Source organism: Plesiocystis pacifica SIR-1, assembly GCF_000170895.1.
Taxonomy (GTDB): domain Bacteria; phylum Myxococcota_A; class Polyangia; order Nannocystales; family Nannocystaceae; genus Plesiocystis; species Plesiocystis pacifica.
The window spans coordinates 1-23843 of record NZ_ABCS01000009.1 but is presented as its reverse complement, the minus strand read 5'-3'; the positions used below and the strand labels follow the sequence as shown (position 1 = coordinate 23843).

At 72.2% G+C, this 23843-nt stretch carries 22 protein-coding genes and 1 pseudogene; 10 read left to right on the top strand and 13 right to left on the bottom strand.

All coding sequences use genetic code 11. The annotated features are described in order from the left end of the window. Nucleotides 1-14: 14 nt before the first annotated feature. Together PPSIR1_RS06400 and PPSIR1_RS06395 are read right to left on the bottom strand one after the other, a co-directional pair. The gene (locus PPSIR1_RS06400; protein ID WP_006970186.1) at nt 15-920 is read right to left on the bottom strand and encodes a hypothetical protein; all 906 of its coding nucleotides are present in this window, start codon (nt 918-920) and stop codon (nt 15-17) included. Between the two features lie 326 nt (nt 921-1246). Then, nucleotides 1247-1699 (bottom strand): hypothetical protein, encoded by a 453-nt coding sequence (locus tag PPSIR1_RS06395; protein ID WP_157595254.1) that lies wholly within the window; start codon nt 1697-1699, stop codon nt 1247-1249. 248 nt (nt 1700-1947) lie between these two features. On the opposite strand from PPSIR1_RS06395, the gene PPSIR1_RS06390 reads away from it, so the two are divergent. Genes PPSIR1_RS06390 through PPSIR1_RS06380 form a run of 3 tightly spaced genes read left to right on the top strand, consistent with a single transcriptional unit; the run spans nt 1948 to nt 5646 of the window. Further along, nucleotides 1948-2640, top strand: coding sequence for an Ig-like domain-containing protein (locus PPSIR1_RS06390; protein WP_006970184.1), 693 nt, complete (start codon nt 1948-1950; stop codon nt 2638-2640). A gap of 31 nt (nt 2641-2671) precedes the next feature. Beyond that, a complete protein-coding gene (locus PPSIR1_RS06385) occupies nt 2672-4279 on the top strand; it encodes a DUF1592 domain-containing protein (RefSeq protein WP_006970183.1) in 1608 nt (535 codons plus the stop codon). Continuing rightward, nucleotides 4276-5646, top strand: coding sequence for a DUF1552 domain-containing protein (locus PPSIR1_RS06380; RefSeq protein WP_006970182.1), 1371 nt, complete (start codon nt 4276-4278; stop codon nt 5644-5646). The genes PPSIR1_RS06385 and PPSIR1_RS06380 overlap by 4 nt, the downstream gene beginning before the upstream one ends. Here PPSIR1_RS06380 and PPSIR1_RS06375 read toward each other — a convergent pair. Next, nucleotides 5635-6279, bottom strand: a complete 645-nt coding sequence (locus PPSIR1_RS06375) for an RNA polymerase sigma factor (RefSeq protein WP_006970181.1) — start codon at nt 6277-6279, stop codon at nt 5635-5637. The two genes, PPSIR1_RS06380 and PPSIR1_RS06375, sit on opposite strands and share 12 nt — an antisense overlap. Before the next feature lie 119 nt (nt 6280-6398). On the opposite strand from PPSIR1_RS06375, the gene PPSIR1_RS06370 reads away from it, so the two are divergent. From PPSIR1_RS06370 to PPSIR1_RS06360, 3 genes are all read left to right on the top strand, one after another. Continuing rightward, entirely contained in the window at nt 6399-7004 is a 606-nt protein-coding gene (locus PPSIR1_RS06370; protein WP_006970180.1) for a hypothetical protein, read from the top strand. Between the two features lie 132 nt (nt 7005-7136). Next, complete coding sequence (locus PPSIR1_RS06365) at nt 7137-10172, top strand: serine/threonine-protein kinase (protein WP_157595253.1); 3036 nt, start codon at nt 7137-7139, stop codon at nt 10170-10172. A gap of 65 nt (nt 10173-10237) precedes the next feature. Then, nucleotides 10238-10882: an RNA polymerase sigma factor gene (locus PPSIR1_RS06360; protein ID WP_006970178.1), complete on the top strand. Its 645-nt coding sequence runs from the start codon at nt 10238-10240 to the stop codon at nt 10880-10882. Here PPSIR1_RS06360 and PPSIR1_RS06355 read toward each other — a convergent pair. Further along, nucleotides 10879-11169 carry an acyl carrier protein gene (locus PPSIR1_RS06355; protein WP_006970177.1) on the bottom strand — a complete coding sequence of 97 codons (291 nt, stop codon included), beginning with the start codon at nt 11167-11169 and terminating at the stop codon, nt 10879-10881. The genes PPSIR1_RS06360 and PPSIR1_RS06355 overlap by 4 nt on opposite strands. Nucleotides 11170-11301: 132 nt before the next feature. Here PPSIR1_RS06355 and PPSIR1_RS06350 point away from each other — a divergent pair, with 132 nt between their 5' ends. Both PPSIR1_RS06350 and PPSIR1_RS41965 read left to right on the top strand, forming a co-directional pair. After that, nucleotides 11302-12420, top strand: a complete 1119-nt coding sequence (locus PPSIR1_RS06350; protein ID WP_006970176.1) for a hypothetical protein — start codon at nt 11302-11304, stop codon at nt 12418-12420. A 21-nt stretch (nt 12421-12441) separates the two neighbouring features. Then, nucleotides 12442-13317 carry a S1C family serine protease gene (locus PPSIR1_RS41965; RefSeq protein ID WP_006970175.1) on the top strand — a complete coding sequence of 292 codons (876 nt, stop codon included), beginning with the start codon at nt 12442-12444 and terminating at the stop codon, nt 13315-13317. 10 nt (nt 13318-13327) lie between these two features. Here PPSIR1_RS41965 and PPSIR1_RS41960 read toward each other — a convergent pair whose 3' ends face one another. The 3 genes from PPSIR1_RS41960 to PPSIR1_RS06330 form a co-directional block, all read right to left on the bottom strand. Further along, nucleotides 13328-13660, bottom strand: a complete 333-nt coding sequence (locus tag PPSIR1_RS41960) for a hypothetical protein (protein WP_157595252.1) — start codon at nt 13658-13660, stop codon at nt 13328-13330. Nucleotides 13661-13760: 100 nt separating this feature from the next. Beyond that, nucleotides 13761-14981: an acyl-CoA dehydrogenase family protein gene (locus PPSIR1_RS06335; RefSeq protein ID WP_006970173.1), complete on the bottom strand. Its 1221-nt coding sequence runs from the start codon at nt 14979-14981 to the stop codon at nt 13761-13763. A gap of 7 nt (nt 14982-14988) precedes the next feature. Continuing rightward, on the bottom strand, nt 14989-15849 hold the full coding sequence (locus PPSIR1_RS06330; protein WP_006970172.1) for an enoyl-CoA hydratase family protein: 861 nt from the start codon (nt 15847-15849) through the stop codon (nt 14989-14991). Between the two features lie 111 nt (nt 15850-15960). Between PPSIR1_RS06330 and PPSIR1_RS06325 the strand changes: the two genes are divergently transcribed. Further along, nucleotides 15961-16554, top strand: coding sequence for an RNA polymerase sigma factor (locus PPSIR1_RS06325; RefSeq protein ID WP_006970171.1), 594 nt, complete (start codon nt 15961-15963; stop codon nt 16552-16554). Between the two features lie 193 nt (nt 16555-16747). On the opposite strand, the gene PPSIR1_RS06320 is transcribed toward PPSIR1_RS06325, so the two are convergent. Together PPSIR1_RS06320 and PPSIR1_RS06315 are read right to left on the bottom strand one after the other, a co-directional pair. Continuing rightward, nucleotides 16748-17230 carry a hypothetical protein gene (locus tag PPSIR1_RS06320; RefSeq protein WP_157595251.1) on the bottom strand — a complete coding sequence of 161 codons (483 nt, stop codon included), beginning with the start codon at nt 17228-17230 and terminating at the stop codon, nt 16748-16750. Between the two features lie 14 nt (nt 17231-17244). Further along, a complete protein-coding gene (locus tag PPSIR1_RS06315) occupies nt 17245-20118 on the bottom strand; it encodes a serine/threonine-protein kinase (RefSeq protein ID WP_006970169.1) in 2874 nt (957 codons plus the stop codon). A 219-nt stretch (nt 20119-20337) separates the two neighbouring features. Here PPSIR1_RS06315 and PPSIR1_RS06310 point away from each other — a divergent pair, with 219 nt between their 5' ends. Continuing rightward, nucleotides 20338-21243 (top strand): right-handed parallel beta-helix repeat-containing protein, encoded by a 906-nt coding sequence (locus tag PPSIR1_RS06310; RefSeq protein ID WP_006970168.1) that lies wholly within the window; start codon nt 20338-20340, stop codon nt 21241-21243. Here PPSIR1_RS06310 and PPSIR1_RS06305 read toward each other — a convergent pair. From PPSIR1_RS06305 to metG, 4 genes and pseudogenes are all read right to left on the bottom strand, one after another. Further along, on the bottom strand, nt 21236-21643 hold the full coding sequence (locus tag PPSIR1_RS06305) for a RidA family protein (RefSeq protein ID WP_006970167.1): 408 nt from the start codon (nt 21641-21643) through the stop codon (nt 21236-21238). The genes PPSIR1_RS06310 and PPSIR1_RS06305 overlap by 8 nt on opposite strands. Before the next feature lie 56 nt (nt 21644-21699). Then, nucleotides 21700-22560, bottom strand: coding sequence for a hypothetical protein (locus PPSIR1_RS06300; protein WP_006970166.1), 861 nt, complete (start codon nt 22558-22560; stop codon nt 21700-21702). 31 nt (nt 22561-22591) lie between these two features. Next, nucleotides 22592-23497, bottom strand: a complete 906-nt coding sequence (locus tag PPSIR1_RS06295) for a class I SAM-dependent methyltransferase (RefSeq protein ID WP_157595250.1) — start codon at nt 23495-23497, stop codon at nt 22592-22594. A gap of 106 nt (nt 23498-23603) precedes the next feature. Continuing rightward, a pseudogene (gene metG, locus PPSIR1_RS06290) lies at nt 23604-23843 on the bottom strand (methionine--tRNA ligase); the annotation flags it as partial.

Here is a 23843-nt window from a genome sequence, read left to right as displayed (position 1 = left end):
CTGGTCAGACGAAGTTAGAAGCGACCCGTGAGGGACAAGCCTGCGCTGCCCGAGCCGAAGGTGGGGAGGACGAGGGCCTGCGGGCGAGTGTTGGCCGCCTTGTTGCGCTTGACCCCGACGGCGATGAGCGCGGCGCCGACGGGCACGAACACGCCGCCGATGACCAGCCCGGTGAACGCGAGGGCGTTGCCGGCCTCGCCCCCGCGAAAGCGCTCCTCGCGAGCTTGCAGGTCGAGGGGGTCGAGGTCGTCGATGTCGTTGGCGTTGGAGCCGATCAGCGCCCCCACCAGGCCGACGCCACCAAAGGCGACGCCCAGACCCAGCACCGCGCCGCCGGTGATGATCAGCGGCCGCCCCGGGTTGGTCGGCGCGGGCGGAGGCGGCTCGACGGGCTCCTCCTTCGGCGGCGGCTCGGCCGGACCCTCGGTCTTGGCCTCGTGGGCGTCGAGGGCCGCCTCGAGCTCGGCGATCTTGGCGTCGACCTTTTTGTACTCCTCGTCGCGCGCGGCCTCGTCGGCGTAGAGCACCGCGATGCCGCCGCGGAAGCCCTGCAGCAACTGCAGGGCCTTCTTGAGGTGGATGGGGTCCTCGTAGAGCTCGTAGGCCTTCACGTGGGCCTGGGCCACGTTGTAGAGCAGCACCGCCTTGATGCCGGCGTTCTCGGGGACCGACTCGACCAGGGCGTAGGCCTCGGTCCACAGCTCGATGGCGCCGGTGTAGTCGGCGGTCTCGTACTTGGCCTGGCCGCGGCGGAACAGCGCCTCGGCCTCGCTGGTCTCGCTCTTCTCGGGCGCCGCGGCCTCTCCCTGCGCGGGGGCGGCGGCGGCTCGAGGGGCAAAGCCCGCCAGGCTCAGGGCCGCGCAGGTCAGCGCGGCGACGCTGCGGCGGCGGGTGGAACGAAAGAGCTCGTGCGCAAGCATGGCAGTTCGAGGACAGTCTATCAGTTCCTAGACCCTCCACGGACGCAGTGCCAGTAGCCCGAAAGGGGCGTTGCGGCGTCTGCAGAGTCCGCAGATCACGGCGCCGAGGGCCCTGCGGAGTCCGCAGATCCGATCGCTCCAAACTCGCGAACTCGGCGTCTGAACTCGGCGGCCCCGCAACCACCGCGCCGACCGAGGGCAAAGCCCTGGGGAGGGAGACTCGACTCGATCCGGGCCCGCGCATCAACCGGCGGCCGCGCCCCAAAAGCGAGACACCCCGACCAGTCGCCTGGCGGGGTGTCGCGGGAGGGGCGGAGCAAAGGAGCTCAGACGCCGGTGGCGGTCGCCTTGAGCGGGACCTTCTTCATGGTGCACGAGTCGGCATTGCACACGCTGAACTTGATCTCGCCGCTCACCTTGTGGTCGCCGGCCTTCTTGGGCGTGACCTTCACCTCGTAGACGATGGTGTGCTTGTCGGTGACCCGACCAGCGACGGTCTCGGCCTCGAGCTTGGCCTTGCCGTCCACCGCGAGGTCCTTGATCTTGTTGGGGTAGGCGTCGTTGGCCTTGTAGCCCTCGGCCGCCGTGACGGTCACGGTGATGGTGCCGGACTTGTTGACCTTGCTGCGCGCGTTGTCGACCTTGACGCTGTAGGAGTCGTCCCCGACGGTCGCGGCCGTGGTCGGCTCGGAGGCCAGGGCCGTGCTGGCCACGCAAACGGCCAGAGTCGTGGTGAAGGCGGCAGAGAGGGCGAGGAGCTTGCGAAGTTTTCCGGTCATGGCCACAGGTGCCTCGATGGGCGCGCTCACCCTACCACAGTAAATGACCGGATTTAGCGCTCAGACCCCCCTGAGCGGGGTGAGTTGGCTGTTTGGCGGGCTTTGAATCGATCCTGGAGGCGGTCGTCTGGACCCCCGGAGGTTCGCCGGCGCGCAGTTCGCACCCTGGCTGGAGCCTCAAAAAACCTGCGTCTGGCACCGCGTCTCCGGTGATCGACTCGCTCCGCTGGCGGCACACCCGGGTTGTCATGCGCTTGCCTTTCGCTTCCCGCGTTCGTTTCTTCGCCGCTCTGGCCCTCGCCGTCCCCGCCGCCATGGCGATCAGCGTCGCTGCCCAGGCCGAGACCACGGGCGAAGAGCCCTCCATGGTCTACATCCTCTCGCCCAGCGAGGGCGAACACTTCCCCGACGCTCCCGCGACCATCGACGTCGAGCTCTCCGTGTGGAGCAGCTGGGTCGACGAGGGCATCGACGAGGTCGAGCTCTACATCGACGGTGCGCTCATCGCGACCCAGAGCTGCTCCTCGGGCTGCACCTTCGAGGGCATCGTCGTCGAAGAGGGCGAGCACCTCATCCACGTCGACGGCGGCGCGGACACGGACTCGAACACCATCTACGTCGGCGGTGAGCCCCCGGAGATGGAGACCGGTGAAGAGGATACGACCGGCGGTGAAGAGGACACGACCGGCGGCGAAGAAGAGGAGTCCGGCGCCGAGGACACGACCGGCGGCGAAGAGGAAGAGTCCGGCGGCGAAGGCGAAGAGGAGTCCGCCGGCGGCGAGGATGAGTACGGTGAAGACACCGGCGGCGCCGCCAACGACGAGATGGGCGACCCCGCCAGCCGGGGCTGCAGCGCCAACGGCGAGGTCCCGGCGCCGTGGATCGCCCTCGGCTTCGCCTGCTTGCTGCTGATCCCGGCCTGGCGCCGCGGTGAGGGCTGAGCGCTCCACCTTGGAGTAGGCTGACCCAGCCATGCTGGCGCCGCGCAGCCTCGACGTGGGAGCACCCCTGCTCCTCGCCCTCGCCTGCGCGAGCGTGGCCTGCTCCGAGCCCCAGCCCCCCGCCCAGCCGGGGCTGCACCTGCACCGGCTCAACGCGACCCAGTACGCCAACAGCCTCGAGGCCGTGCTCGGCGTACGCTCGGGCGTCGCCGAGCACCTGCCCGCCGACGCCCCAAGCCAGGGCTTCGACACGGCCAGCGCCGCGCTGACCACCAGCCCGCTGCTGCTCGAGTTCTACGCCCAAGCGACCACCGAAGCCCTCGACCTGAGCCTGGTCGAGGGCGCGCTCGCGAGCGCCCTCGATGGCTGCGACCCCGGAGAGAGCGAGGCGGCCTGCGCCCGCGCGGTGATCCGCGGACGGACCACCGTGGCCTGGCGACACCCGCCCAGCGACGCTGAGCTCGAGCGCCTGCTCGCCGTCTACGCCGAAGCTCGGGCCCTCGGAGAGCCCCTCGGCTCGGCGATCGCCGCGGCCCTGCGCGCGGCCTTGCTCTCGCCCCACTTCGTATTTCGCGTCGAAGCGACCGCGCCCGCCGGCGCCCCCGCGGACTTCGTCGAGGGCTACGAGCTCGCCAGCCGCGTCGCCTACTTTCTGTGGAGCGCCCCGCCCGACGCCGAGCTCCTCGCCCTCGCCGAGCAGGGCGCCCTGTCCGAGCCGAGCACCTACGAGGCCCAGGTCCGGCGCATGCTCGCCGACCCCCGAGCTTCCGCCCTGGCCAGCGACTTCGCCGGGCAGTGGCTCGCCTTTCGCTACCTCGACGACGTGTTCAAGGACGTCGGCCGCTACCCCGACTTCGACCAGCAGCTGCGCGCGTCCATGGCCGAGGAGCCCCGCCTTTTGTTCGACGCCCTGCTCGCCGAAGACGGCGACCTGCGCGAGCTGCTGCTCAGCGAGGACAGCTACGTCGACGCCCACCTCGCCGCGCTCTATGGCCTCGAGCACCCCAGCCAGGGCGGCGACGTCGAGCCCGAGGCCTTCGTACCCGTCGCCAACGGCCCCGAGCGCCGCGGGGTGCTGACCCAAGCCGGGCTGCTGTCCGTGCTCGCCTACCCCTTCACCACCTCGCCGGCCCGGCGCGGGAGCTGGGTGCTGAGCAACCTGCTGTGCACCGAGCTCGGGCCGCCGCCGCCAGGGGTCGACGTGCCCGTGGACGTGAGCGCGTCGACCAAGCGCGAGGCCTTCGCGGCGCACCGGGCCAACCCCGCGTGCGCCGGCTGCCACGAGCCCATCGACGCCATCGGCCTGGCCTTCGAGAGCTACGACGCGATCGGGGCCTTTCACCTCAGCGACGGCGGCCAGCGCATCGACAGCTCGGGCGCCCTGCCCTCGGGGGTGAGCTTCGGCGATCCCGTCGAGATGGCCAGCGCCATCGCCGAGGACCCCAGCTTCGTCCCCTGCGTGGTCCAGCAGACCCTGACCTACGCCACCGGCCGGGCCCTCGACGCCGACGACCGCGCCGAGATCGACGCCCTCGCCTCCACCCTCGAGAGCCGCGGCCACGGCCTGCGCGAGCTCTTCGTGCTCGTGGCGACCAGCGAGGCCTTCCGAGCGCGGATCCCCGAGGAGGCGAGCCCGTGAAGTCGCGGCGGACCTTCCTGGGCGGCGCGGCCGTGGCCCTGGCCCTGCCCTGGCTCGAGTCCCTGGCCCCTCGGCGCGCCCGGGCGGGGCACGGCGACGACGCGCCCCAGCGCTTCATCGCCTACTTCGCCCCCAACGGCATGCTCGGGCCGCTGTGGAAGCCCCAGCAGACCGGGCCGGACTTCGCCCTCTCGCCGACCCTCGCCGGGCTCGCGGGCCTCGAAGATCAGATCACCGTGATCTCCGGCCTCGACAACCTCGCCTCCGACCCCAACATGCCCGGCCACCACGCCGCCGGCACGGCGGGCTTTTTGACCGCCGCCCTCGCCCGCCACAGCCAGACCGACATTCACCTGGCCCAGAGCCTCGACCAGCTGTTCGCCGATCACCTCGCCGGGCGCACGCCGCTGCACTCGCTGCAGCTGGGCCTCGAGGGCGGCGACGCGGGCACGGGGCACTGCGACAACGGCTTCGCCTGCGCCTACTCGCGCTGCGTCTCCTGGGCCGGGCCGCGCACGCCCCTGACCAAGGTCGTCTCGCCGCGCATGGCCTTCGACCTGTTGTTCGCCGGCTACGACCCCGAGGCCTCGGCGAGCGAGCGGGAGCGCCGGCGGGCCCTCGAGCTCAGCGCCCTCGACAGCGTGCAGGCCGACATCCACGCCCTCGAGCAGCGCCTGGGCCAGGCCGACCAGACCCGGCTCGAGGAGTACCTCGACTCGGTCCGCGCCCTCGAGCTGCGCATCGAAGCCCCGGCCGAGGCCCTCGCCGCGTGCAGCCTCGACGAGCTGCCCTTCGACCCCTCTGATCCGAGCGCCCTCGACCACGACCCGCCCACGGCCACGGAGCACGCCGAGCTCATGGCCGAGCTCACCGTCCTCGCCCTGCGCTGCGACCTGACCCGCGCCGTGTCCTTCATGCTCGGCAACTCGGCCTCCAACCGCAGCTACCCCGAGCTGGGCATCGTCGACGCCCACCACGACCTCTCCCACCATCAAAACGACTCCGACGACATCGACGATCTGCGAGCCATCGAGGCCTGGGAGGTCGAGCAACTCGCCTACCTGGCCGCGCGCCTGCGCGAGACCCCGGCCGGGGCCGAGGGCAACCTCCTCGACCACACCCTCATCCTGATGAGCTCGGAGCTGTCCAACGGCAACTCCCACACCCACGTCGATCTGCCGGTGGTGCTCGCGGGCTCGGGCGGGGGCGCGTTCGTGACGGGGCAGCACCTCGCCATGGATCCGGGCACGCAGTACGGGAGGCTGCTGCGGACGATCGGGACGGGGCTGGGGCTGGGCGCGGAGCTCGACGCGGACCCCGAGGCCTTCGGCGGCGACTCCACGCCGCTGCCGGGCTTACTCCTTTGAAGCGAGCTCGCGGACCTCGGCGGCCCAGGCCTCGAGCCCGCTGACCGTGCTCTCGATGAGCTGACCCGAGGCGCCGAGGGCCTCCATGGCCTTGGCCAGGCGCCGCCGCGCCGCGCCCATGCGCCCGCGCAGGGTCGAGGCGTTGATGCCCACGAAGTCGGCGATGGCCTGGGTGTCGAGGCGCTCCCAATAAAACAGCTCGAGGATGATCTGATCGTCGAGGGGCAGGTGGCGCAAGCCCTCGAGCAGCAGCCGGAGCTCGCGTCGCTTGGCCGCCAGGGTCGTCACGCCCGGGGCCAGGGTTGCGATGGAGTCGACGGCGAAGTCCGCCTCGTGGGCCCGCTCGCGGCCCAGGCTCCGCAGGCGCTCGCGCAGGACGTTGCGGGCGATGCCGAGGACGTAGGCGCGCATCGCCACGCCCTCGCGGATCCGATCGCGCCCTTCGATCAAGCGCAGGAAGGTCTGCTGCACGAGCTCCTCGGACTCGTCGACGAGCTTGGTGCGGAAGAATCGGATGACCGCGCCGCCGTGGCGCGCGAACAGCTCCTCGCCCGCGTCGACGTCCCGGTCACGCCAACGCGCGAGCAGCTGCGCGTCGCGCTCCCAGTCCTCGGCGTCGAGCTCTCCGCCCATGGCCAGCGGAGTATAGGCGAGGGTCAAAAATTTTTTGGGGAGCCGCGCAACCGGGGGTGCTCGGCCGGAACGTCTTCCTTGCCCGGCTGAGCTGACACGCGCCGGGCAAGGAAGACGACATGATGCGCACCCTCGATACCTCGGGGCACGGGACCCCTGCGTCCTTCGCCCGCCACACCCTCCTGACCGCCCTCACCCTTTTGGCCAGCGTGCTGCTGAGCGCGAGCGCCCCCGCGTCCGCGAACCCCGAGCAAAGCTGCGACCCGACGGCCCTGGCATGCACCCCCGAGTTCGACCCGGGCCAGACCTACCCCCTGCTCCCCGATCTGCCCGGGGCCGACGTCGAAGGCGAGGCCGGCGTCGTCGTGCACCTGCTGCCAGGCCGCGCCGTGATCGAGCAGGCCGGGGGTTTTTACGAGCTCGGCGGTCGCCCCCTCGAGCTCGCCTTCGGCGACCTGTCCATGGTCCGCGTGGTCATCGAGCTCCCCGGCTACCCCCTAGCCGACGGCAGCGAGGCCAGCGTGTTCGTGACCGAGGGCGACCCCACCGTCGGCTACGCCTGGCTCGAGACCCTGACCTCCGGCGGCGGGAGCGTGACCCGCGATCTCGTCCCCGAGGACCTCGAGCTCAGCTACGGCTTCGAGATCGGCGCCCCCGAGGCCGCCGGCCCGACGGTCCCCGACCTGGTCATCAAGCCCGTCCCGGACAAGCCCGAGCCCGAGTGAAAAAAATGTCCGTCGAACTCGGACAAACACGGCGCAGCTGCACCTGGCCCCTGAGCGCCCCAAATCGTGAGCTGTTCACGAGGCGCGAGCTCGGCGAAGATGTCCCCCTGCCCCGACCTCTCGGGCCCCCTGATGGCCACGCGCGAACACCACCCGAGCGGAGTCTCCTCCCCGCCTTCGAGCCAGGGCGCCCAGACCGAGCGCTCGGGGGCCTCGACGGAGCGCTCGGGAGCTCGGGCTGCGAACCTGGCGACCTTCGAGGCGGTCATGCGCGACGCGGCCGAAGACGAGGCGGAGGCCTTCGAGCACCGGCGGATCTTCGCGAGCGTGAGCCAGGCCCTGTTCGGGCGCGGGCGCCCCCTGAGCATCGACCGCTTCCGAGTCGAGCGCCGCCTGGGCGCCGGCGGCATGGGTGAGGTCTACCTGTGCACCGACCCCGAGCTCGACCGGGCCGTGGCCGTCAAGCGCGTGCTCGGCTCGGAGGACGCCCGCGAGCGCGAGCGCCTGCTCGCCGAGGCCCAGGCCCTCGCCCGCTTCTCCCACCCCAACGTGGTGCAGATCTACGAGGTCGGCGAGCACGAGGGGCGGACCTACCTGGCCATGGAGTACGTCGCGGGCCAGACCCTGGGGCGGTGGCTGAAGGCCGACCCGAGCCCCTCGTGGCGCGCCCGCCTGGACTGCCTGATCGCCGCCGGTCGGGGCCTCGCGGCCGCCCACGCCCAGGGCCTGGTCCACCGCGACTTCAAGCCGGACAACGTGCTGCTCGGGCAGGACGGGCGCCCTCGGGTCGCCGACTTTGGCCTGGCCCGCGCCAGCGCGACCCAAACGAGCGCGAACGCAGACGCGGCGCTCCCGGTGAAGGCCGAGGGCCTGTCCGAGCCGGGCCGGCTCGCGGGCACCGTGCCCTACATGCCCCTCGAGCAGCTGCGCGGCGAAGCCATCGACGCGCGCGCCGATCAGTTCGCGTTTTGCGTGGTCGCCTACGAGGCCCTCTACGGCGCCGCGCCCTTTCCCCGGCGCGCGGTCGCGGCCCGCCTCGCCGCCCTCGAGCGCGACTCGGTCCGCCCGCCTCGCGCCGGCGCGAGCATCCCCCACGGGATCTGGCGGGCCCTCCGGCGCGGCCTGGCCCGGGACGCCGAGGCGCGCTGGCCGACCATGGACGCGCTCCTCGACGCCCTCGAGCGCGCCAGCGTGCGCCGCCGCCGGGTCGGCCTGGCCGCGGTCTTGGCCGCTGGGCTCGCGGCCAGCGTGGCGATCGGCGTGTTCGCCAGCCGCCCGGGCGACGAGCTCGCGCGCTGCGAGCGAGCGGCCGGCAAGCTCGCCCACGACGTCGCGGGCGACGAGGCGCTGCGCGGGCTCGAGGCGCGCTACGCCGACTCCGAGCGGGCCCACAGCGCGGACAGCTGGACCAGGTTGTCCGCGCGGCTGGGCCAGTGGCGCGAGGCCTGGACCGCCGAGGGGGCGCAGCTGTGCCTCGATCGCAAGGACCAGGGCGTCGAGAGCCAGCTGCTCGCCGCGCGCGAGACCTGCCTGGCTCGCCAGCGCAGGCAGGTCGGCGTGTTGATCGAGGCCCTCGAGCAAGACAAGAAAGCGCGGCGCCTGACCGCGGCCGTCGGCGACCCCAACATCCTCCCCGACCCACACAGCTGCGCGGACCCCCACGCCCCGCCCAAGCCCCCCGAGGGCCAGGTCGCGGCCGTCGTCGCCGTCGAGCAGCAGCTCGACCGCGCCCGGATCCAGCGGCGCCTGGGCAACTACCGCCCCGCCTACGAGCTCGCCAGCGCCAGCGCGCGGGCGGCCGAGGCCACCGAGTACGCCCCGGTCATCGCCGAGGCCTTCGCCGAGCGGGCCAAGCTCGCCGACCGCCTGGCGCTGCCGGACGCCGAGGCCCAATACGACGCAGCCATCGACGCCGCCGACCGGGCAGACCTCGACGCCCTGGTGGCGATCCTCTGGGTCGAGCGCGCGCAGTTCGAGGTCTACGAGAGCGAGACCGCGGTGCCCGGCGGCGAGCACCCCGAGCACCCCGAGCCCGCCGAGCCCGACCTCGAGACCGCCCAGGCCCAGCTGCGCCGGGCCCAGATCGCCTTCGAGAAAGCCGGCACCCTCGACGCCCGCCACCGCGCGCGGCTGCGTCTGGTGGAGGCGCGGGTGGCCGAGCACGCCGACGACCTCGAGCTCGCCGAGGCTGGCTATCGCGAGGCCCTGGACGTCGACCCGCGCCCGGCCTACGCCTCGGGCCTGGGCCTGGTGCTCGAGCGGATCGGCCCCGACCGCCGCGCCGAGGCCCTCGCCATGCACGCGCGCGCGCTCGAGCTGGCCAGCGCCCAGTTTGGGCCCCAGCACCCCAAGACCACCCGCGAGCGCCACAACCTGGGCCTCGCCCTGCGCCGCCTCGGCGACACGCCAAAAGACCGCGCCCGCGCCAACGCCCTGCTCACCGAGGCCCTCGGAGCCTGGGTCGCCGACCCCAACAGCGGCGCCGTCGGCCTCGAGATGGAGCTGCTCATGCTCGCCGACCGCGGGCTCCAAGAGCGCGATCCGGCCACGGCGCGAGACGCCGCCCGGCTCCTCGCCCGCTCCGGACGAGGCGCGATCGCGCGGCAGATCGAGGCCCACGCGGAGGTCCTCGCGGGCGACCCTCGGGCAGCCATCGCCGCGGCCGAGGACGCGATCCGCCAGTTCGAGGCGGAGGACCCCGCGGACGCCCGCGCCGTGTCCATGCGCAGCTTGATCCTCGATCAGCGCCTCGCCGCGGCCAACGCCCAGCTCCCCGGCGAGCTCGTGCGCGGGGAGGTCGAGGCCCTCGCCGCGCACCCGGGCGCCCGGGCCCGAGACGTGTTCAACGCGCGCATGATCCTCGCCGAGCTCGAGCTGCGCACCGGCGAGCTCGATGCCGCGGCCGAGGTCCTCGAGGCGGCCGAGCGCGCGCTCATCGAGGCCTTCGCTACCCCACCCGCCGATCCGAGCGCGCACATGGGCGAGGGCAAGCTGCGCTGGCTCGTGCTCCGCCCCCTCGTGCAGCTGCGCCGCGCAGGCGCGAGCGCCCCCGACGATCTCCAGGCCCTCCAGGCCACCCTCGCCGCCTTGCCCTCGCGCGCGGACTTCGACCCCTGGCTCGACCAGCTGGGCGTCCAGGCGGCCGAGCGCGCGTCCCTCGGCTTGTGAGACCAAGCACGTCAAAATTCGGACGGACCAACGGACAAACACCGACGCCGCGCACTTGCCCGTCGATGGCCACCCCCGCCAACGCCCCCGCTGCGTCCCCGTGCCCCGACAAGGCCCTGCTCGAGGCCTGGCGCGCCGGTGACGTGGACGCTGGCGCGAGCCTGTTCGCCCGGCACTACAAGAGCGTCGCCCGCTTCTTCACCAACCGCCTCGGCCCGGACTGCGACGACCTGATCCAGGCGACCTTCCTCGGCTGCGTCGAGGGCTTCGAGCGCTTCCGCGGCGACGCCAGCTTCCGCACCCTGTTGTTCGCCATCGCCCGCAACAAGCTGCTCAAGCACCTGCGCAACCACGCCCGGGACCGCGCGCGCTTCGACCCGGCGAGCGTGTCGATCGCCGCCAGCTTGCCCAGCTCGGGCTCCGTGCTGGCCGCCCGGCGCGAGCGCCAGCTGCTGCTCCTCGCCCTCCAGCGCCTGCCCGTCGATACCCAGCTGATGCTCGAGCTCTACTACTGGGAGAACATGCGCGTGGCCGAGATCGCGGCGATCCTCGACCGGCCCAGCCCGACGATCCGCACGCGCATGGCCCGGGGTCGCCAGCAGCTCGCCCGCGAGCTCGAGGCGCTCAGCCACAGCCAGGCCGAGCTCGAGCACTCGCTGCGGGGCTTCGAGCGCTGGGCCGAGGCCCTGCACGCCGAGTTCGACCGCTAGTACCGCTCTCGACTGACGTCTCGGAGCAGCGCGATCGCCCCGCACAGGCCCGCGGGCGTCGGCAGCTCTGCGACCAGCGTCGGCGGCAAGCTCAGGTCGTAGCGCGCGCTCAGCCGGCGGGTCAGCGCTCTGGCCTGGCGCGCGTCTCCGCCGAGGTCGAAGAAGTCGTCCTCGGCGGACACGCTGGAGCGCCCGAGGGTGCGGGCAAAGACCGCGCGCAGCTCGAGCTCGGTGTACTCGTGGCTGGGCGCGCGGGGGTCGACGAAGCGGGGGGGCTCGGTGGGCATGCGTCCTCGACTTGGGCGTTCCCGAAGGCGAACGCGGGTTTCGTTCTAAGCCGTGGAAAAGTTCCCCGAGAGTTTTTTGGGTCCGCGTGAAACCGAGGCGAGCCCGCGGGAACAACCCCGGCGGAACCCGCCATGACCACGCCCCGCTCCCTCGTCGTCGCCACCTTGACCTCCGCCCTCGCGGTGAGCATCGCCGCCTCGCCGGCCCACGCGGCCGCGCCCGCGGGCGACTCCGAAGCCATCGCCGTCCCGGCCACGCAGCAGCCGAGCGCGAGCTGGGGGACCGCCCTCAACGCGCCCGCGATCCGCAGCTACCTGCGCAGCCAGGACGAGGAGTACATGGTCGTCGCGGCCGGCGAGGTCTCCGACGAGCTCGGCGAGGTCGCCCGCACCCTCAGCGCCCGCCTGCGCCAAAACTCGCGCACGGTCGTCGACAGCGACTGGCTCACGGGCGCCCAGGACGACGACGACGGGGCGATCGTCGCGGCCGTGGCCGAGGGCGCGGTGGTCCCCGACGCGATCATCATCGCCCGCCTGTTCGAGGACGACCTGGTCGTCAGCATCTACGACACCAAGGGCGAGGTCCTCGACGGCTTCATCCTCACCCGCGGCGAGTCCCTGCGGCCTCGGGCCGGCAGCGGCAGCACCGGGGGCGTGAGCGACGAGGCGGCCGAGGCCGTGTCCGAGGTCGTCGACGGGGCCGAGGACGACGAGGAGGCGCGCTCCGAGAACTACGAGCGCAACCACCTCCACTACCGCCAGACCGCCTACCTCAACCCCTACACCGGAGAGATCGGCGTGCGCGAGACCGACGAGCTGCTGCGCGGCAGCGCGGACCGACCGATCGGCGTCGAGGAGGCCCTGCGGCACATGGGCCACGCCGACCTCGCCGACACCTACAGCCGCCGCGGCAAGACCAAGGTCGGGCTGATCGTCGGCGGCTCGATCCTCGCCATCGGCCTGCCCGTCGCCGCGGCGATCATCGTGTTCAACGTCGACTACGACGTGACCGTCCCGCCCGCCGCCGCCGGGGCCCTGGCCGTCGGCGGCGTCGGCACGGTGATGCTGATCAGCGGCGTCGCCCTGCGCCGCGGCGTGACCAAGAACGACATGCGCAACTACGTCGCCGACTACAACGACACCCTCGACGGACCCCACGAGGGCGAGCCCCAGCCGATGCGCGCGCGCGTCCAGTTCGCCCCGGTCGCCGGCCGCAACGGCGGCGGGCTGATGCTCTCGGGCCAGTTCTGAGCCCACCCCAGGAGACCCGCCATGCGCCTCGCGACCGCCACCTTGCTCACCGCCGCCCTGCTCGTCCCCGCCTCGACGGCCGTCGGCGCGCCCGCCAGCAGCCCCGCTCCGGGCTCGGCCGAAGCCGGCGCCCAACACATCGCCGCCATCGAGGCCTGGCAGCGCCAGATGTTCGCCAAGGCCTCACCCTCGGTGGTGTTCATCTCCGACGGCGACTCCCTGGGCTCGGGCTTCTTCGTATCCGACGACGGCTGGATCCTGACCAACGCCCACGTCGTCCACGGCAAGAACCTGTGGGACGTGGTGCTCAGCGACGGCCAGCGCTACCGCGGCCGGGTCATGGAGCGGGCCAAGGACGACATCGACCTGGCGCTGATCAAGATCGACGCCGTCCGGACCCCCGCCATGCGCCTCGAGGCCGCGCCCGTCGAGGTGGGTTCCTGGATCGGCTCGGTCGGCCACGGCCTCGGCGGGGTGTGGACCTACAACACCGGCATGGTGTCCAACGTCTACCCCGCCGGGAAGCGCCGCTCGCTGTTCCAGACCAACGTGCCCCTGAACCCGGGCAACTCCGGCGGGCCGATGTTCACCCGCGAGGGCAGGGTCGTCGGGGTCGTGACCGCGGGCATCAACGGGGCCAACAACGTCAACTTCGGCATCCGCGTCGACATGGCCCTCGAGTACCTGCCCAAGCTCGGCCTGCACTGCGAGTGCTGGGTCATCGACACCAAGGGCAAGGACCCCGTGTTCCTCGACGGCGAGTCCGTGGGCTCGGGTCCGCGCGTGGTCATCCCGGCGCAGGACGGCGTCCACGAGCTCGCGGTGGTCCACAAGGGCAAGCGAAGCAAGCGCAAGCTCGCCTGGCCCCACGACCGCTACGTCGACCTGAGCAAGTAGTCGCTGCGGGCTAGGCCAGCATGCCGAACTCGCCCGACTCGCCCGGGCCGAGGCTGTCGAGCATGCCCGCGCTCACGGGCGGCGGGGCCTGGTTCGTCGGGCTCTCGAGCTCGCGCAGGGCGTCGGCGAAGCCGGAGTGCGCGGCGACCAGCTCCTCCACCAACGCGCGAAAGTCGTCGGTCCGATCGTTGGGATCGGCGATCAGCAGCGGCATGTACTCGGCGTAATCGAGGGCCTTGGCGACGAGGCTCAGCGAGTCTCCCTCGCTGACCAGCGCACGAATCTCGGCGAGCACAGCGGTGAGCGCCGCCTGGGCCCCCTTACCATTGGCACTGCGTACCATTGCGCCCCAGTGTAGCAGGGGAGGTCGGTCACCTCTGATTTTTCCTGGGACTTTTCGAGCCCCTCGACGCGAAAAGTCCGCGGGTTGGCTGCCCCAAGGATCAGAGCATTGCCCGTGCGATCACCAGCTTCTGAACTTCGGTGGTGCCCTCGTAGATGCGCAGTGCACGAATCTCGCGGTACAGGCGCTCAGGCACCTCGCCGACGAGCACGCCGCGCCCGCCGAAGTTCTGCACGCAGCGATCGATGGCCCGCTGGGCGTGCTCCGTGGCCATCATCTTGGCCATCGCCGGTTGGTCGGGCGTGGCGTCCCCGCGGTCTCGGGCGGCGGCGGCCCGGTAGACCATGAGCTGGGCGGCGACGTGATCGGCCGCGACGTCGGCGAGGGCGAAGCGCAGGCCCTGCTGCTTGGCGAGGGGTCGGCCAAACTGCACGCGGGTCTTCAGGTGCCGCACGGACTCGGCGATCGCGCGGTCGGCCAGACCCAGCGCCGCCGCGCCGACGGTCATCCGGAACTGGTCGAGGTTGCCCAGGGCGATGCGCAGGCCCTCGCCGACCTCGCCCAGGCGGTGCGCCGCCGGCACGCGCACGCCGTCGAAGTGCACGGTGCCGATGGGGTGCGGGGCGATGACCTGCATGGCCTCGACCGACAGCCCCTCCGCGGAGCCGCTGACCCAAAAGGCGCCGTAGCGCGGCTTGCCGTCCTCGCCCGCCTCGCCCTCGCGGGCGAACACCACGTAACTCGTGGCGACGCCGGCGTTGGAGATGAAGGTCTTGTGCCCGCGCAGGATCACCCCGCCGGGCGCGTTTGGATCGGCCTCGGCGACGGTCTGCATCCCCGACACGTCGGAGCCCGCCTCGGGCTCGGTCAGCGCGAAGGCGCAGATGTGCTCGCCCGTCGCGACCTTGGGCATGAGCGCCCCCTGGAGCTCGGGCGTGCCGGCGAGGACCACGGGGAACGAGCCCAAGCCCTGCATCACGAAGGCCGTGTCGAGGGCCCCGCTCTCTCGCGCCAGCCACTGCCGCGCCAGGCAGATCGCCGTGGCCGAGACGGCCTCGTACTCGCCCCCGAAGGCCCCGGGGACCATGAGCTTCAGCAGCCCGGCCTCGGCCAGGCGCGCGACGTAGGTCCGGGTCGCGCCGTGCTCGTCGGACTCGTCGACGGGGTCGTCGCGCAAGGCCGCGCAAAAGGCCTCGAGGCGGTCTTCGAGGGCGCGCCACTGCGGGGTCAGAGAAGGCTGGGCGTGGATCCCGTGGATGGTTGCGAGGTCCCGGTCGAGGATCCGCGCGGAGGTGAAGGCTGCGGGCCGCTTGGCGTTCATCGACCGCTCACTTCCAGTTGGGGTCGCGCTTGGCCAGCCACGCGTCGTTGGCCTCGCGGAAGTCGGGGTACTGCATGCAGATCGCCTGGGCCTGCGCCTCGGCCTCGATGGCGTCGGTGAAGCCCATGTCCATCTCCTGCTGCAGCATGGTCTTGGTCATGCGCGTGGCGAAGTGCGGCTTTTGGGCGATGGCCTTGGCCAGCTCGAAGGCGGCCGCGTCCACGGCCGCCGGCCCGCCCGCGTCCGGCGAGTCGTCGATGACCCGGTTGGCCAGGCCGATCTCGGCGCAGCGCTCGGCGTAGACCCGATCACCCAGCAGCAGGATCTCCGACGCGTGGCCCATGCCGACCACCCGCGGGAGCAGCCAGCTCGCGCCCATGTCCGCGCCCGACAACCCGACCTGCGGGAACAAGAACGCGAAGAAGCTCTTTTTGCCCATCACCCGCAGGTCGCTGGCCAGGGCCATGACCGCCCCCGCGCCTGCGGCCACCTTCTTGATCGAGGTGACGATCGGCGTCTTGCACCGGCGCATCGAGTGGATGAGCTCGCCGGTCATGCGGGTGAAGCGGAGCAGGCCGTCGAGGTCGCGCTCGAACAAGCGCGTGATGATGTCCTCGACGTCGCCGCCCGAGCAAAAGGCCTTGCCCTCGCCCTGGAGCACCAGCGCCCGCGCCCCCTCGGGGTCGAGGCTGCGGCGATCGATGACCGTGAAAAAGTCGGTCAGCTCGCGGTAGACCTGGAAGGTCAGCGCGTTGTAGCGGTCGGGGCGGTCGAGGGTGATGATGCCGACGCGGTCCCGCTCTTCGTAGCGGAAGCTCTCGGGCGTGGGCATCGGCAGGGGGCGAAAGTCGGGGTCGTGCTCGGTCATGGGCGCGTCGGGGTCACTGTATCGGGGCGTCCGCCTCCGGGGTCTGGGCTCGGGGCGCTCCCGGAGTGACATCCAACACTTGGGCGCCGCCGAGTTGCTATCCTGAGCGCCGTGGTGCCCGCGGACTCCGAGTTGCTCGAGCGCTGGCGAGGCGGCGAATCCAGGGCCGGCCAGGAGCTGTTCGCGCGCTACTTCGACGCGGTCTCGCGCTTTTTCGCCAACAAGGTCACCAGCGATTGCGAAGACCTCGTCCAGGACACCTTCATGGCCTGCCTCAAGGGCCGCGACGTCGTCCGCGACGACGACCGCTTTCGGTCCTACCTGTTCGGCGTCGCCTACAACATCCTGCGCGGCTACTACCGCAAGCGCTACCGCGGCCCGGACATCGACGCCCTCGAGTCCCAGGCCGGCTGCGACCTCGCGCCCGGGCCCAGCTCCATGCTGCACGCCAACGAACACGAGCGCCTGCTCCACGAGGCCCTGCGCGCGATCCCGCTGGAGTTTCAGGTCGCCCTCGAGCTCCACTACTGGCAAGAGCTGACCACCAGCCAGATCGCGGCGGCCCTCGACGTGCCCGCGGCGACGGTCAAGAGCCGGCTGCGGCGCGGGCGGGGGCACCTCGAGCGGGTCCTGACCGAGACCCTCCCGGACGCCCGCGCCCGCGACGGGATGTTGGCCGCCCTCGAGCGCGGCCGCAGGAGCTGAGCTCAGGGGGTCGGCCAAAACGAGTTTGGCCAACCCTCTGTCTATTTTAGCCGTCGTGGACGACGCCACGCCCTCCCTGCCCCACGTCCACGACTCAGAGGGTCGCGGACGACGCCACGCCCTCCCTGCCCCACGTCCACGACTCAGAGGGTCGCGGACGACGCCACGCCCTCCCCTGCCCCACGTCCGCGACTCAGCCGGTCCCGCGCTTTTTGGTCAGCTTGAGGTGCGGGTCGAAGATGTAGTTGACCTCCCCGACCTTCAAGAGGATGCGAAAGGCCGTGTGGATCCCACCCTCGGGCTGCTCCGTGGCCGCCGCGATCTTGCTGACCTTCGTCTCCCAGACATTGTCCCGCGTGCTCAGGTTGGGCACGGACGCCCAGCGGGTGCCGCCCACCGGTCGGAACTCCATGTAGAGCTCGCCTCGGGTCCCCGACCCGTTCCACAGGGTGATGAAGGGATCCGAGCCCTCGGGGAACTCCGACTGCAGCCCGCCGTCTTCGAGGAGCGCCTCCCAGGCCGAGGCGCCCTCGTCATCCCAGCTCCAGTGGTTGCTGTACTCGACCCGCAGCCCGCCGACGCCTCCAGCCACCGAGGGCGGGTAGAGCTCCCGGATGATGAAGCTGAGCTTGATGGTGTCTCGTTCGAGTTTGTGCTCCTGCTCTGTCTCGTTCATCGTCTCTCTCTCCTTCACTCGGTCCACAGCGCGGACGCCTCGATGGCAGCCCGGCGTTCGGCCCCGCTCGCTCCCAGCTCCACCGCCAGGGCGCGCGCGTCCTTGGCCAGCGCTCGCGCGCGCTCGGGGTCGCTGGGCGCCAAGGCTCGCGCGAGCGCCCACTGAATCCCCGAGAGGTTGTCGATGTCCCCGGGCTCGGCGAGGCGAAGCTCCAGGGCGCGCTCGAGGGTCGCCGCCGCAGGTCCCAGCGCGCCGCGCTCGAGCGCGACCTCCCCGAGGCCGCGCAGCACGTAGCCGAGCTCGCTCGCGTCCTCGCCGAGCTCGGCGGTGAGCACCCCCATGGCCCCCGAGAAGGCCGCCTCGGCGTCGTCGAGGCGCCCGAGCTCGAGCAGGCACTCGCCGCGGTTGCTGTCGAGCATCGCCGTCCACACCGGGTCGGCGTCGGGCAGGGCCGCGCGCAGCTCGATGGCGGCCTCATAGCCGCGCAGGGCCGCGGCGTAATCCCCTCGAAAGTGCTCGACGCTCGCGCTCAGCCCGGCCAGATCGGCGCGCCGCGTCTGGGCGCCGAGGTCGTCGATGGCGAGGGTGTCGAGGGCCGCCTGCGCGGCGGCGACGTGGGCCGCGGCTGCGTCGAGCTCACCGTCGAGCAGGTCCAGCTGCAGCATCGCCGTGTGCACGTCGGCCACGTCGACGGCGGGCGTTCGGGCGCTCGTCGCAAAGATCGCAGCGGCCCGCTCGTAGTCCGCCGCCGCGGCGTCGTCGTCCCCGCGCTCGGCGTGGACGAGGGCGCGGTTGTAGAGCACCTGGCCCGTCGGGTAGCCGTCCCCAAACACCCCCTCGGCGACCGCGAGGGCCTCGGCGTAGGCTTCGAGGGCCTCGTCGTTGCGCCCGAGCGCAGCCAGGGCTCCGCCGAGGCCAAAGGCCGCCCGCATCACCTTTGGACCCTCGGGCGCCGATGCGCTGCGCGCGAGCTCGAGGGCCTCCCGGGCCAACGCCGCGGCCTCCTCGAAGTCGTGGCCCAGCTCGGCGGTGGCGCTCTGCCAGCGCCGCAGTCGAGCCATGCGCCCGGGCTCCTCGCCGATGCGCGCGAGCTTGCTGGTCGCCGCCAGAGACCACGCCTCGGCGACCGCGCCCTGCTCGGCGTGGACGTGGACCGCGGTCAGATCCACGAGCAGGTCGTGCACGAGGGGGTCATCCCCGGCGCGCTCGGCATGCTCGAGGGCTGCGACCAGGGCCTCGTCCGCGTCCCCGAGCTGCTCCATGGCCATCGAGGCCCGAGCGCGCACGCGCTCGAGCTCGGCGCGCACTTGAGGCCACGCCAGGCCCTCGGCGGACACCCGCGCCTCCTCGGCCAGGGCCAGCGCCGCGTCGCGCCGGCCCGTATCGAGGGCCGCCCAGGCCGCGTCGACGCCCTCGCGCACCTTTGCCACGCGCGCGCGCAGCTCGGGCGGCGGGAGCTCGGCGCCGGTCAGGAGTCGGTCGACCTGGGCGCAGTCGTCGAGGGCAGGGAGCGCCGCGACGGCCTCGCTGGCGTACTCGAGGGTCGACGCGTCGGCCCGGGTCAGCGCGTCGACGAGCGCCCCCATCCGGCCCATGCGGCGATCGAGGCAGTCCTCGGCCCGCGCGTGCGCCTCGGCTCCGATGAGCTCGTCTCGCTCGGCCTCGCACAGCTGCGCCCGCTGCTCGATCCACCCGCTGGCGTAGTCGTCGAGGCCGCCCTCGACGTAGGCCCGGACCCCGGCAGGCGCGGCCTCGAGGCCCGAACGCAGCGCCCCGCGTCGGTCCTCGGTCCACGCGGGGGCGGTCGCCGAGCGCAGCTCGACGCAGGGATCTGGGTCAGGCCAGGCGGCCACGGCAGCCGCCGCCGTCAGCACCCCGAGCGCTCCGCTGGCCGCCATCGCGCGACGGCGGCGGCCCAGCCCGGCCTCGAGCGCCGCGATCAGCTCGACCAGGCTCGGGTAGCGGTCCGCGGGGGCGCAGGCGAGCCCACGCCGCAGGAGCTTTTGAAGCCATCGGGGCGCCCCGGCCCGCGCTTCGAGGGGCTGAAAGCGACCCGCCCGGATCGCCTCGAGCCTCGCCTTCGCCGTGTGGCCGCCGTAGGGCCGACGGCCATGGACGGCTTCGTAGAGCGACACGCACAGGGCGAACTGATCGGCGGCCGGGCCCGCGACCTGGCCCTCGAGCTGCTCCGGCGCCATGTAGGCGGGCGTCCCGAGCACGGCCCCCGTGCGCGTCATCGGCTGGTCGATCGCGCTGTGAGTCGACGCCTCGTCCGTCGCCAGCGCCTCGTCGGCCTCGGTGCGCTCGAGGGACGCGCCGAGCCCTGCCCGGGCCAGACCAAAGTCCAACACCTTCACGGTGCCCTGGCGATCGAGGATGCAGTTCGCCGGCTTGAAGTCGCGGTGGACCAGGTCGCGCTCGTGGGCCGCGAGCAGGCCCCGGGCCGCCTGCAGGTAGACCTCGACGCACGCGCGCCAGGTCCTGGGCTCGCGCTGCCAGGCGTCGAGCACCTCGCCCTCGACGAACTCCATGGCCAGGTAGAGCTGCGCCTCGGCCTCGCCGGCCTCGCCGACCTCGTAGATCTGGACCACGTTGGGGTGAGACAGGCGCGCGAGGGCCTGGGCCTCCCGGCGCAGGCGCTGCTCGAGGCTGGCGCTCGCCCGACCGCTGCGCAGCAGCTTGATGGCCACCCGCCGCTGCAGCTCGTCGTCGTAGCCCGCGAGCACCGAGCCCATCCCCCCTTGGCCAACGCGCCCCGTGATGCGGTAGCGACCGATGGCCTGTGCGGGGGCCGGTTGGCCAAAGAGCGCCGCTTCGATGCGCGCCCGCGCCCGCGGGCCGAGGGGGCTCGGCTGGCCGATCGAGGTCTCCGCGTCCTCCAGCGCCATGCCCACGATGGTAGCCGCGCTCGTGAGCCATGGCGGCCGGGTCGTGCATGCGGTGTGTGGGTACATGGGGGAGCCCTTCCTCCCTGCCGTGGTCCGAGCCCCACCTCCGGATCCCCACGACACGAAATTTGTTTTTTTCTCGATCTCGGGATCCGGGCGGCGGCGCCTGGCAACGGCGGAAGTGAAGCCGGACGCACCCAGCCGGCCCGAGACACGACGATGAACAAGCTCAACTTCCGCTCCCCCGCCCTCCGCCTCCCCCGTGCGCGTTCCCGCGCTCGCCTCCTCGGCCTCGGCCTCGCCTCCCTCGTGAGCCTGCTCGGCGCCCGCCAGGCCCAGGCCGCGACCGCGACCGTGTGCGCCTCGGGCTGCGACTACACCAGCATCCAGACCGCCGTGACCGCGGCCGCCCCCGGCGACACCCTCGAGCTCGAGAACGGCGAGACCTTCGTGGAGTCCGTCACCGTCGACAAGGACCTGAGGATCCGCGGCCGCTGGAACGCCCCCGTGGTCCTCGACGGCGACGGAGCCGACGCGACCTTGACCGTGCTCACCGGCGCCACCGTGACCGTCGACCACGTGGCGATCACCGGCGCCGACGGGACCGCGGGCGTCGTCGTCAACACGGGCGCCGTGCTCAAGCTGCGCCACTCCGTGGTGACCTCCAACGTCGCAACCTACGGCGGCGTGCTCAACATGGGCACCCTGATGCTGCGCTGGAACACCCTCGTCAGCCTCAACCACTCGACGAGCGACTTCGCCGGCGGGATCAACAACTTCGCCGGCACCGTCCGCGTCACCCCCACGCCCAATGACTCCGGGCTGTTTGCGACGATCCAGGGCAACACGGGCTACGACGGCGGCGGCCTGGCCAACCACTCGGGCACCGTCGAGCTCGAGCGCGTCGAGTTCTCCCACAACTCGGCCTACCTCGGCGGCGGCTTCCACAACGGCTTCGGCCAGGCGACCCTCGACGACTGCCTGTTCCTCAACAACGACGCCACCTCGATCGGCGGCGGGTGGTCCAACCACAACCTCGGCGGCACGGTCACCCTCGGCGCGCCGACCTACGCCGGCAACAGCACCGGCACCGGCGCCTACACAGACTTCTACGACGTCAACTAGCCGGCAACACGGCCAGGGCCTGGATCTCGACCTTGGCTCGGTCCTCGAGCAGCTCGTTGACGCCGATCAGCGCCATGGTCGGGAAGTGCTTGCCGACTAGCTCCTTGTAGGCCGCGCCGACCTCGGACAGGGCCGCGATGTACTCGCGCTTGTCGGTGACGTAGATGGTCAGCGAGATGATGTGCTCGGCCTTCCCGCCCGCGGCCTCGACCACGGCGACGACGTTGCTCAGGGCCTGACGAAACTGCGGGGCGAACTCGTCGTCGGAGGCGAACTGCTCCTGGCCGTCCCAGCCGATCTGGCCGGCGACGGCGAGCATCTCCCCCTGGGCGGCCATGCCGTTGGCGTAGCCGCGGGGGCGCTTCCAGCCTTCGGGTTGAATCGTGCGAGGCTTCGACATCGCGTCGAGTGTCGCATCCTCGGCGGCCCAGGGCGCCGCCTTCGACCGGCGCTAAATCACTCGAGGGCGCCGAGCTGCTCGAGCGCCGCCGCCGTTTCGGGCAGGTCCATGCGCTGGGCCAGATCGTAGGGTCGCTCCTCGGAGAACTCCGGCGTCGTGGTCAGCGACCAGCCCGCGCCCGCGTAGAGCCCGACGAGCTCGGCCTTGATCGCGTCGTCGTGGTGGCCATCGACAGTGGTCCAGATCAGGTGCTCGCTGTCGGGGCACGAGTCCGGGCCCACGCCGTGCTCGAGGGCGACGCGGGCGAACTGCAGCCCCGTCCCACCGAGAGCGCAGTGGCGGTGCTCCTCGGGGCTGGTCGCGTCGCGCAGGTCGGCCCCGGCTTCGAGCAGCAGCTTCAGCGCCTCATGGTTGTCGTACTGCGCCGCCCGACCCACGGCCGCGTCGAGCTGTTCGGGCGTCGCGCCCTTTTCGAGCTCCCGGCGCACGTCGTCGAGGTCGCCGTCGGTGGCGTAGTAGGCGAGCATGCTGCCGTAGGTGCTGACCAGGGCCATGATCTGCAGGCCGCGGCCCGCCACGACCAGGAGCGTCACGGCGCCCACGACGATCCCGACGCGGACCAGCGGCTTGCCCTTGGCCGCGCGAAATTTCTCGGCCACGAAGCGACCAAAGAGGGTCAGCGCGATGAACAACACCCCGACCGCGCCCAGGCCCGCGCACACCTCGTAGTTGTTCGGGACGTCCATGTCCGCCCCCGAGACGTCGAGCACCAGCTCGAGGTCGAGGGCGGTGTTGACCACGCCGAGGAGCGCGATGAGCAGGCAGCCGACGCCCACGGCGATGACGATGAAGGCGAAGATGCCCAGCTCGCGCTTGGGGGACTCCGGCGTTGACGACGGTGCGGGCGTCTCGCTCATCCCGCTACGATGCGACAGCGCGGGCCCAGCTTCAATCGACGGATCCGTCGACCGGCCCGGCGAGCCCGACCCAGCCGTGCCAGATCGTCGTGGGCGAGCGCAGCTCCGCTAACCGCGGCGCATCCTCGGCGAGCACCCGCGGGTTGAGCTCCTCCCCGCCCTCGAAGCCCGCCTCGGCAAAGGCCCGCGCGACGGCGTCGAGATCGGCGTAGGGCGTGCGCGTCCCCTGCCCTCGGGTCACGACCCGAATCGCTGCGCGCAGCACCGCCGCCATGGCGCCGACCTTGCGCTCTCGATCCGCGCGCTGCAGGTCCGTGAGGTAGTGGCCCTCGACCCCGGCACGGCGAAAGCCCGCGGCGAGGTTGGTCCACAGCCAGGCCCGCTCGCCGAGGTCGAAGTAGTCGACGAGGCCCTCGCTGACGACCACGGGGCGCGCTCGACCCTCGAACAGGCGCGCGAGCTCGTCGCCAAAGCTCGGGTCGAGGATGTCCGAAGCGCGCAGCTCGAGGCGCCCATTCGCCAGGGCCGCGCCGATGCGCCCGCGGACCTCCGGGCGCCGGTCGGCGTCGGCGAGCATCCGGCGCTTGCGAGCGACTTGCCCGGGCAGGTCGACCTCGACGAAGTCCACCCCGCGGTCGAGGACCCAGGTGACCCCGCGCCGGGACAGGCCCGCGCCGAGCTCGACGATCAGATCGGGCTCGAGGCGGGCGAGCTGGGCCTCGAGCATGCGGTGGCGAAACTCGAGGTAGTCGAGGAGGGTGGGCGCGCCCATGGCCCGGACCACGCCGTTGGTCGCCGCGGCGAAGCTCCAGTACAGCGCCGCGCCCTCGCGGGTCGCGAACAGCTCGGCGTAGGGCATGCCCAGCTGCTTCCACCCGTAGGCGGTGGCCAGCGCCGTGGGGCTGACCTTGTCGTAGGCGTCGGCTGAGCGGGCCACCGCGCCGAGCATAGCCCAGCGCGGTCGAGGGCCGACCAAGGGCTGAACGAACAACGGCACCCAGACCACAGCCGGGGTGCCGTCGAGCGACGAAGCTGCGCCGCGCTCAGCTGATCTTGTCGCCCGGCAGCGAGCGCGGGTCGAGCTCGAGCACGGTCACCGCGTCGTCGCCCTGGCCCGAGGCCATGACCATGCCCTCGCTGACCCCAAAGCGCATCTTGCGGGGCTTGAGGTTGGCGAACACGACCACGTGCTTGCCGACGAGCTCCTCCGGGGCGTAGCTGCGCGCGATGCCCGAGAAGATGTTGCGCTGCCCCAAGGGCCCCAGATCGACGGTCAGCTGCAG

Excerpts from the sequence above, each read along its gene's own strand:
- PPSIR1_RS06400 (WP_006970186.1), bottom strand. The coding sequence starts at position 920 with ATGCTTGCGCACGAGCTCTTTCGTTCCACCCGCCGCCGCAGCGTCGCC.
- PPSIR1_RS06370 (WP_006970180.1), top strand. The coding sequence starts at position 6,399 with ATGATGCGCACCCTCGATACCTCGGGGCACGGGACCCCTGCGTCCTTC.
- PPSIR1_RS06360 (WP_006970178.1), top strand. The coding sequence starts at position 10,238 with ATGGCCACCCCCGCCAACGCCCCCGCTGCGTCCCCGTGCCCCGACAAG.
- PPSIR1_RS06395 (WP_157595254.1), bottom strand. The coding sequence starts at position 1,699 with ATGACCGGAAAACTTCGCAAGCTCCTCGCCCTCTCTGCCGCCTTCACC.
- PPSIR1_RS06375 (WP_006970181.1), bottom strand. The coding sequence starts at position 6,279 with ATGGGCGGAGAGCTCGACGCCGAGGACTGGGAGCGCGACGCGCAGCTG.
- PPSIR1_RS06305 (WP_006970167.1), bottom strand. The coding sequence starts at position 21,643 with ATGTCGAAGCCTCGCACGATTCAACCCGAAGGCTGGAAGCGCCCCCGC.
- PPSIR1_RS06365 (WP_157595253.1), top strand. The coding sequence starts at position 7,137 with ATGGCCACGCGCGAACACCACCCGAGCGGAGTCTCCTCCCCGCCTTCG.
- PPSIR1_RS41960 (WP_157595252.1), bottom strand. The coding sequence starts at position 13,660 with ATGGTACGCAGTGCCAATGGTAAGGGGGCCCAGGCGGCGCTCACCGCT.
- PPSIR1_RS06385 (WP_006970183.1), top strand. The coding sequence starts at position 2,672 with ATGCTGGCGCCGCGCAGCCTCGACGTGGGAGCACCCCTGCTCCTCGCC.
- PPSIR1_RS06300 (WP_006970166.1), bottom strand. The coding sequence starts at position 22,560 with ATGAGCGAGACGCCCGCACCGTCGTCAACGCCGGAGTCCCCCAAGCGC.
- PPSIR1_RS06315 (WP_006970169.1), bottom strand. The coding sequence starts at position 20,118 with ATGGCGCTGGAGGACGCGGAGACCTCGATCGGCCAGCCGAGCCCCCTC.
- PPSIR1_RS06310 (WP_006970168.1), top strand. The coding sequence starts at position 20,338 with ATGAACAAGCTCAACTTCCGCTCCCCCGCCCTCCGCCTCCCCCGTGCG.
- PPSIR1_RS06335 (WP_006970173.1), bottom strand. The coding sequence starts at position 14,981 with ATGAACGCCAAGCGGCCCGCAGCCTTCACCTCCGCGCGGATCCTCGAC.
- PPSIR1_RS06355 (WP_006970177.1), bottom strand. The coding sequence starts at position 11,169 with ATGCCCACCGAGCCCCCCCGCTTCGTCGACCCCCGCGCGCCCAGCCAC.
- PPSIR1_RS06330 (WP_006970172.1), bottom strand. The coding sequence starts at position 15,849 with ATGACCGAGCACGACCCCGACTTTCGCCCCCTGCCGATGCCCACGCCC.
- PPSIR1_RS41965 (WP_006970175.1), top strand. The coding sequence starts at position 12,442 with ATGCGCCTCGCGACCGCCACCTTGCTCACCGCCGCCCTGCTCGTCCCC.
- PPSIR1_RS06320 (WP_157595251.1), bottom strand. The coding sequence starts at position 17,230 with ATGAACGAGACAGAGCAGGAGCACAAACTCGAACGAGACACCATCAAG.
- PPSIR1_RS06350 (WP_006970176.1), top strand. The coding sequence starts at position 11,302 with ATGACCACGCCCCGCTCCCTCGTCGTCGCCACCTTGACCTCCGCCCTC.
- PPSIR1_RS06390 (WP_006970184.1), top strand. The coding sequence starts at position 1,948 with ATGCGCTTGCCTTTCGCTTCCCGCGTTCGTTTCTTCGCCGCTCTGGCC.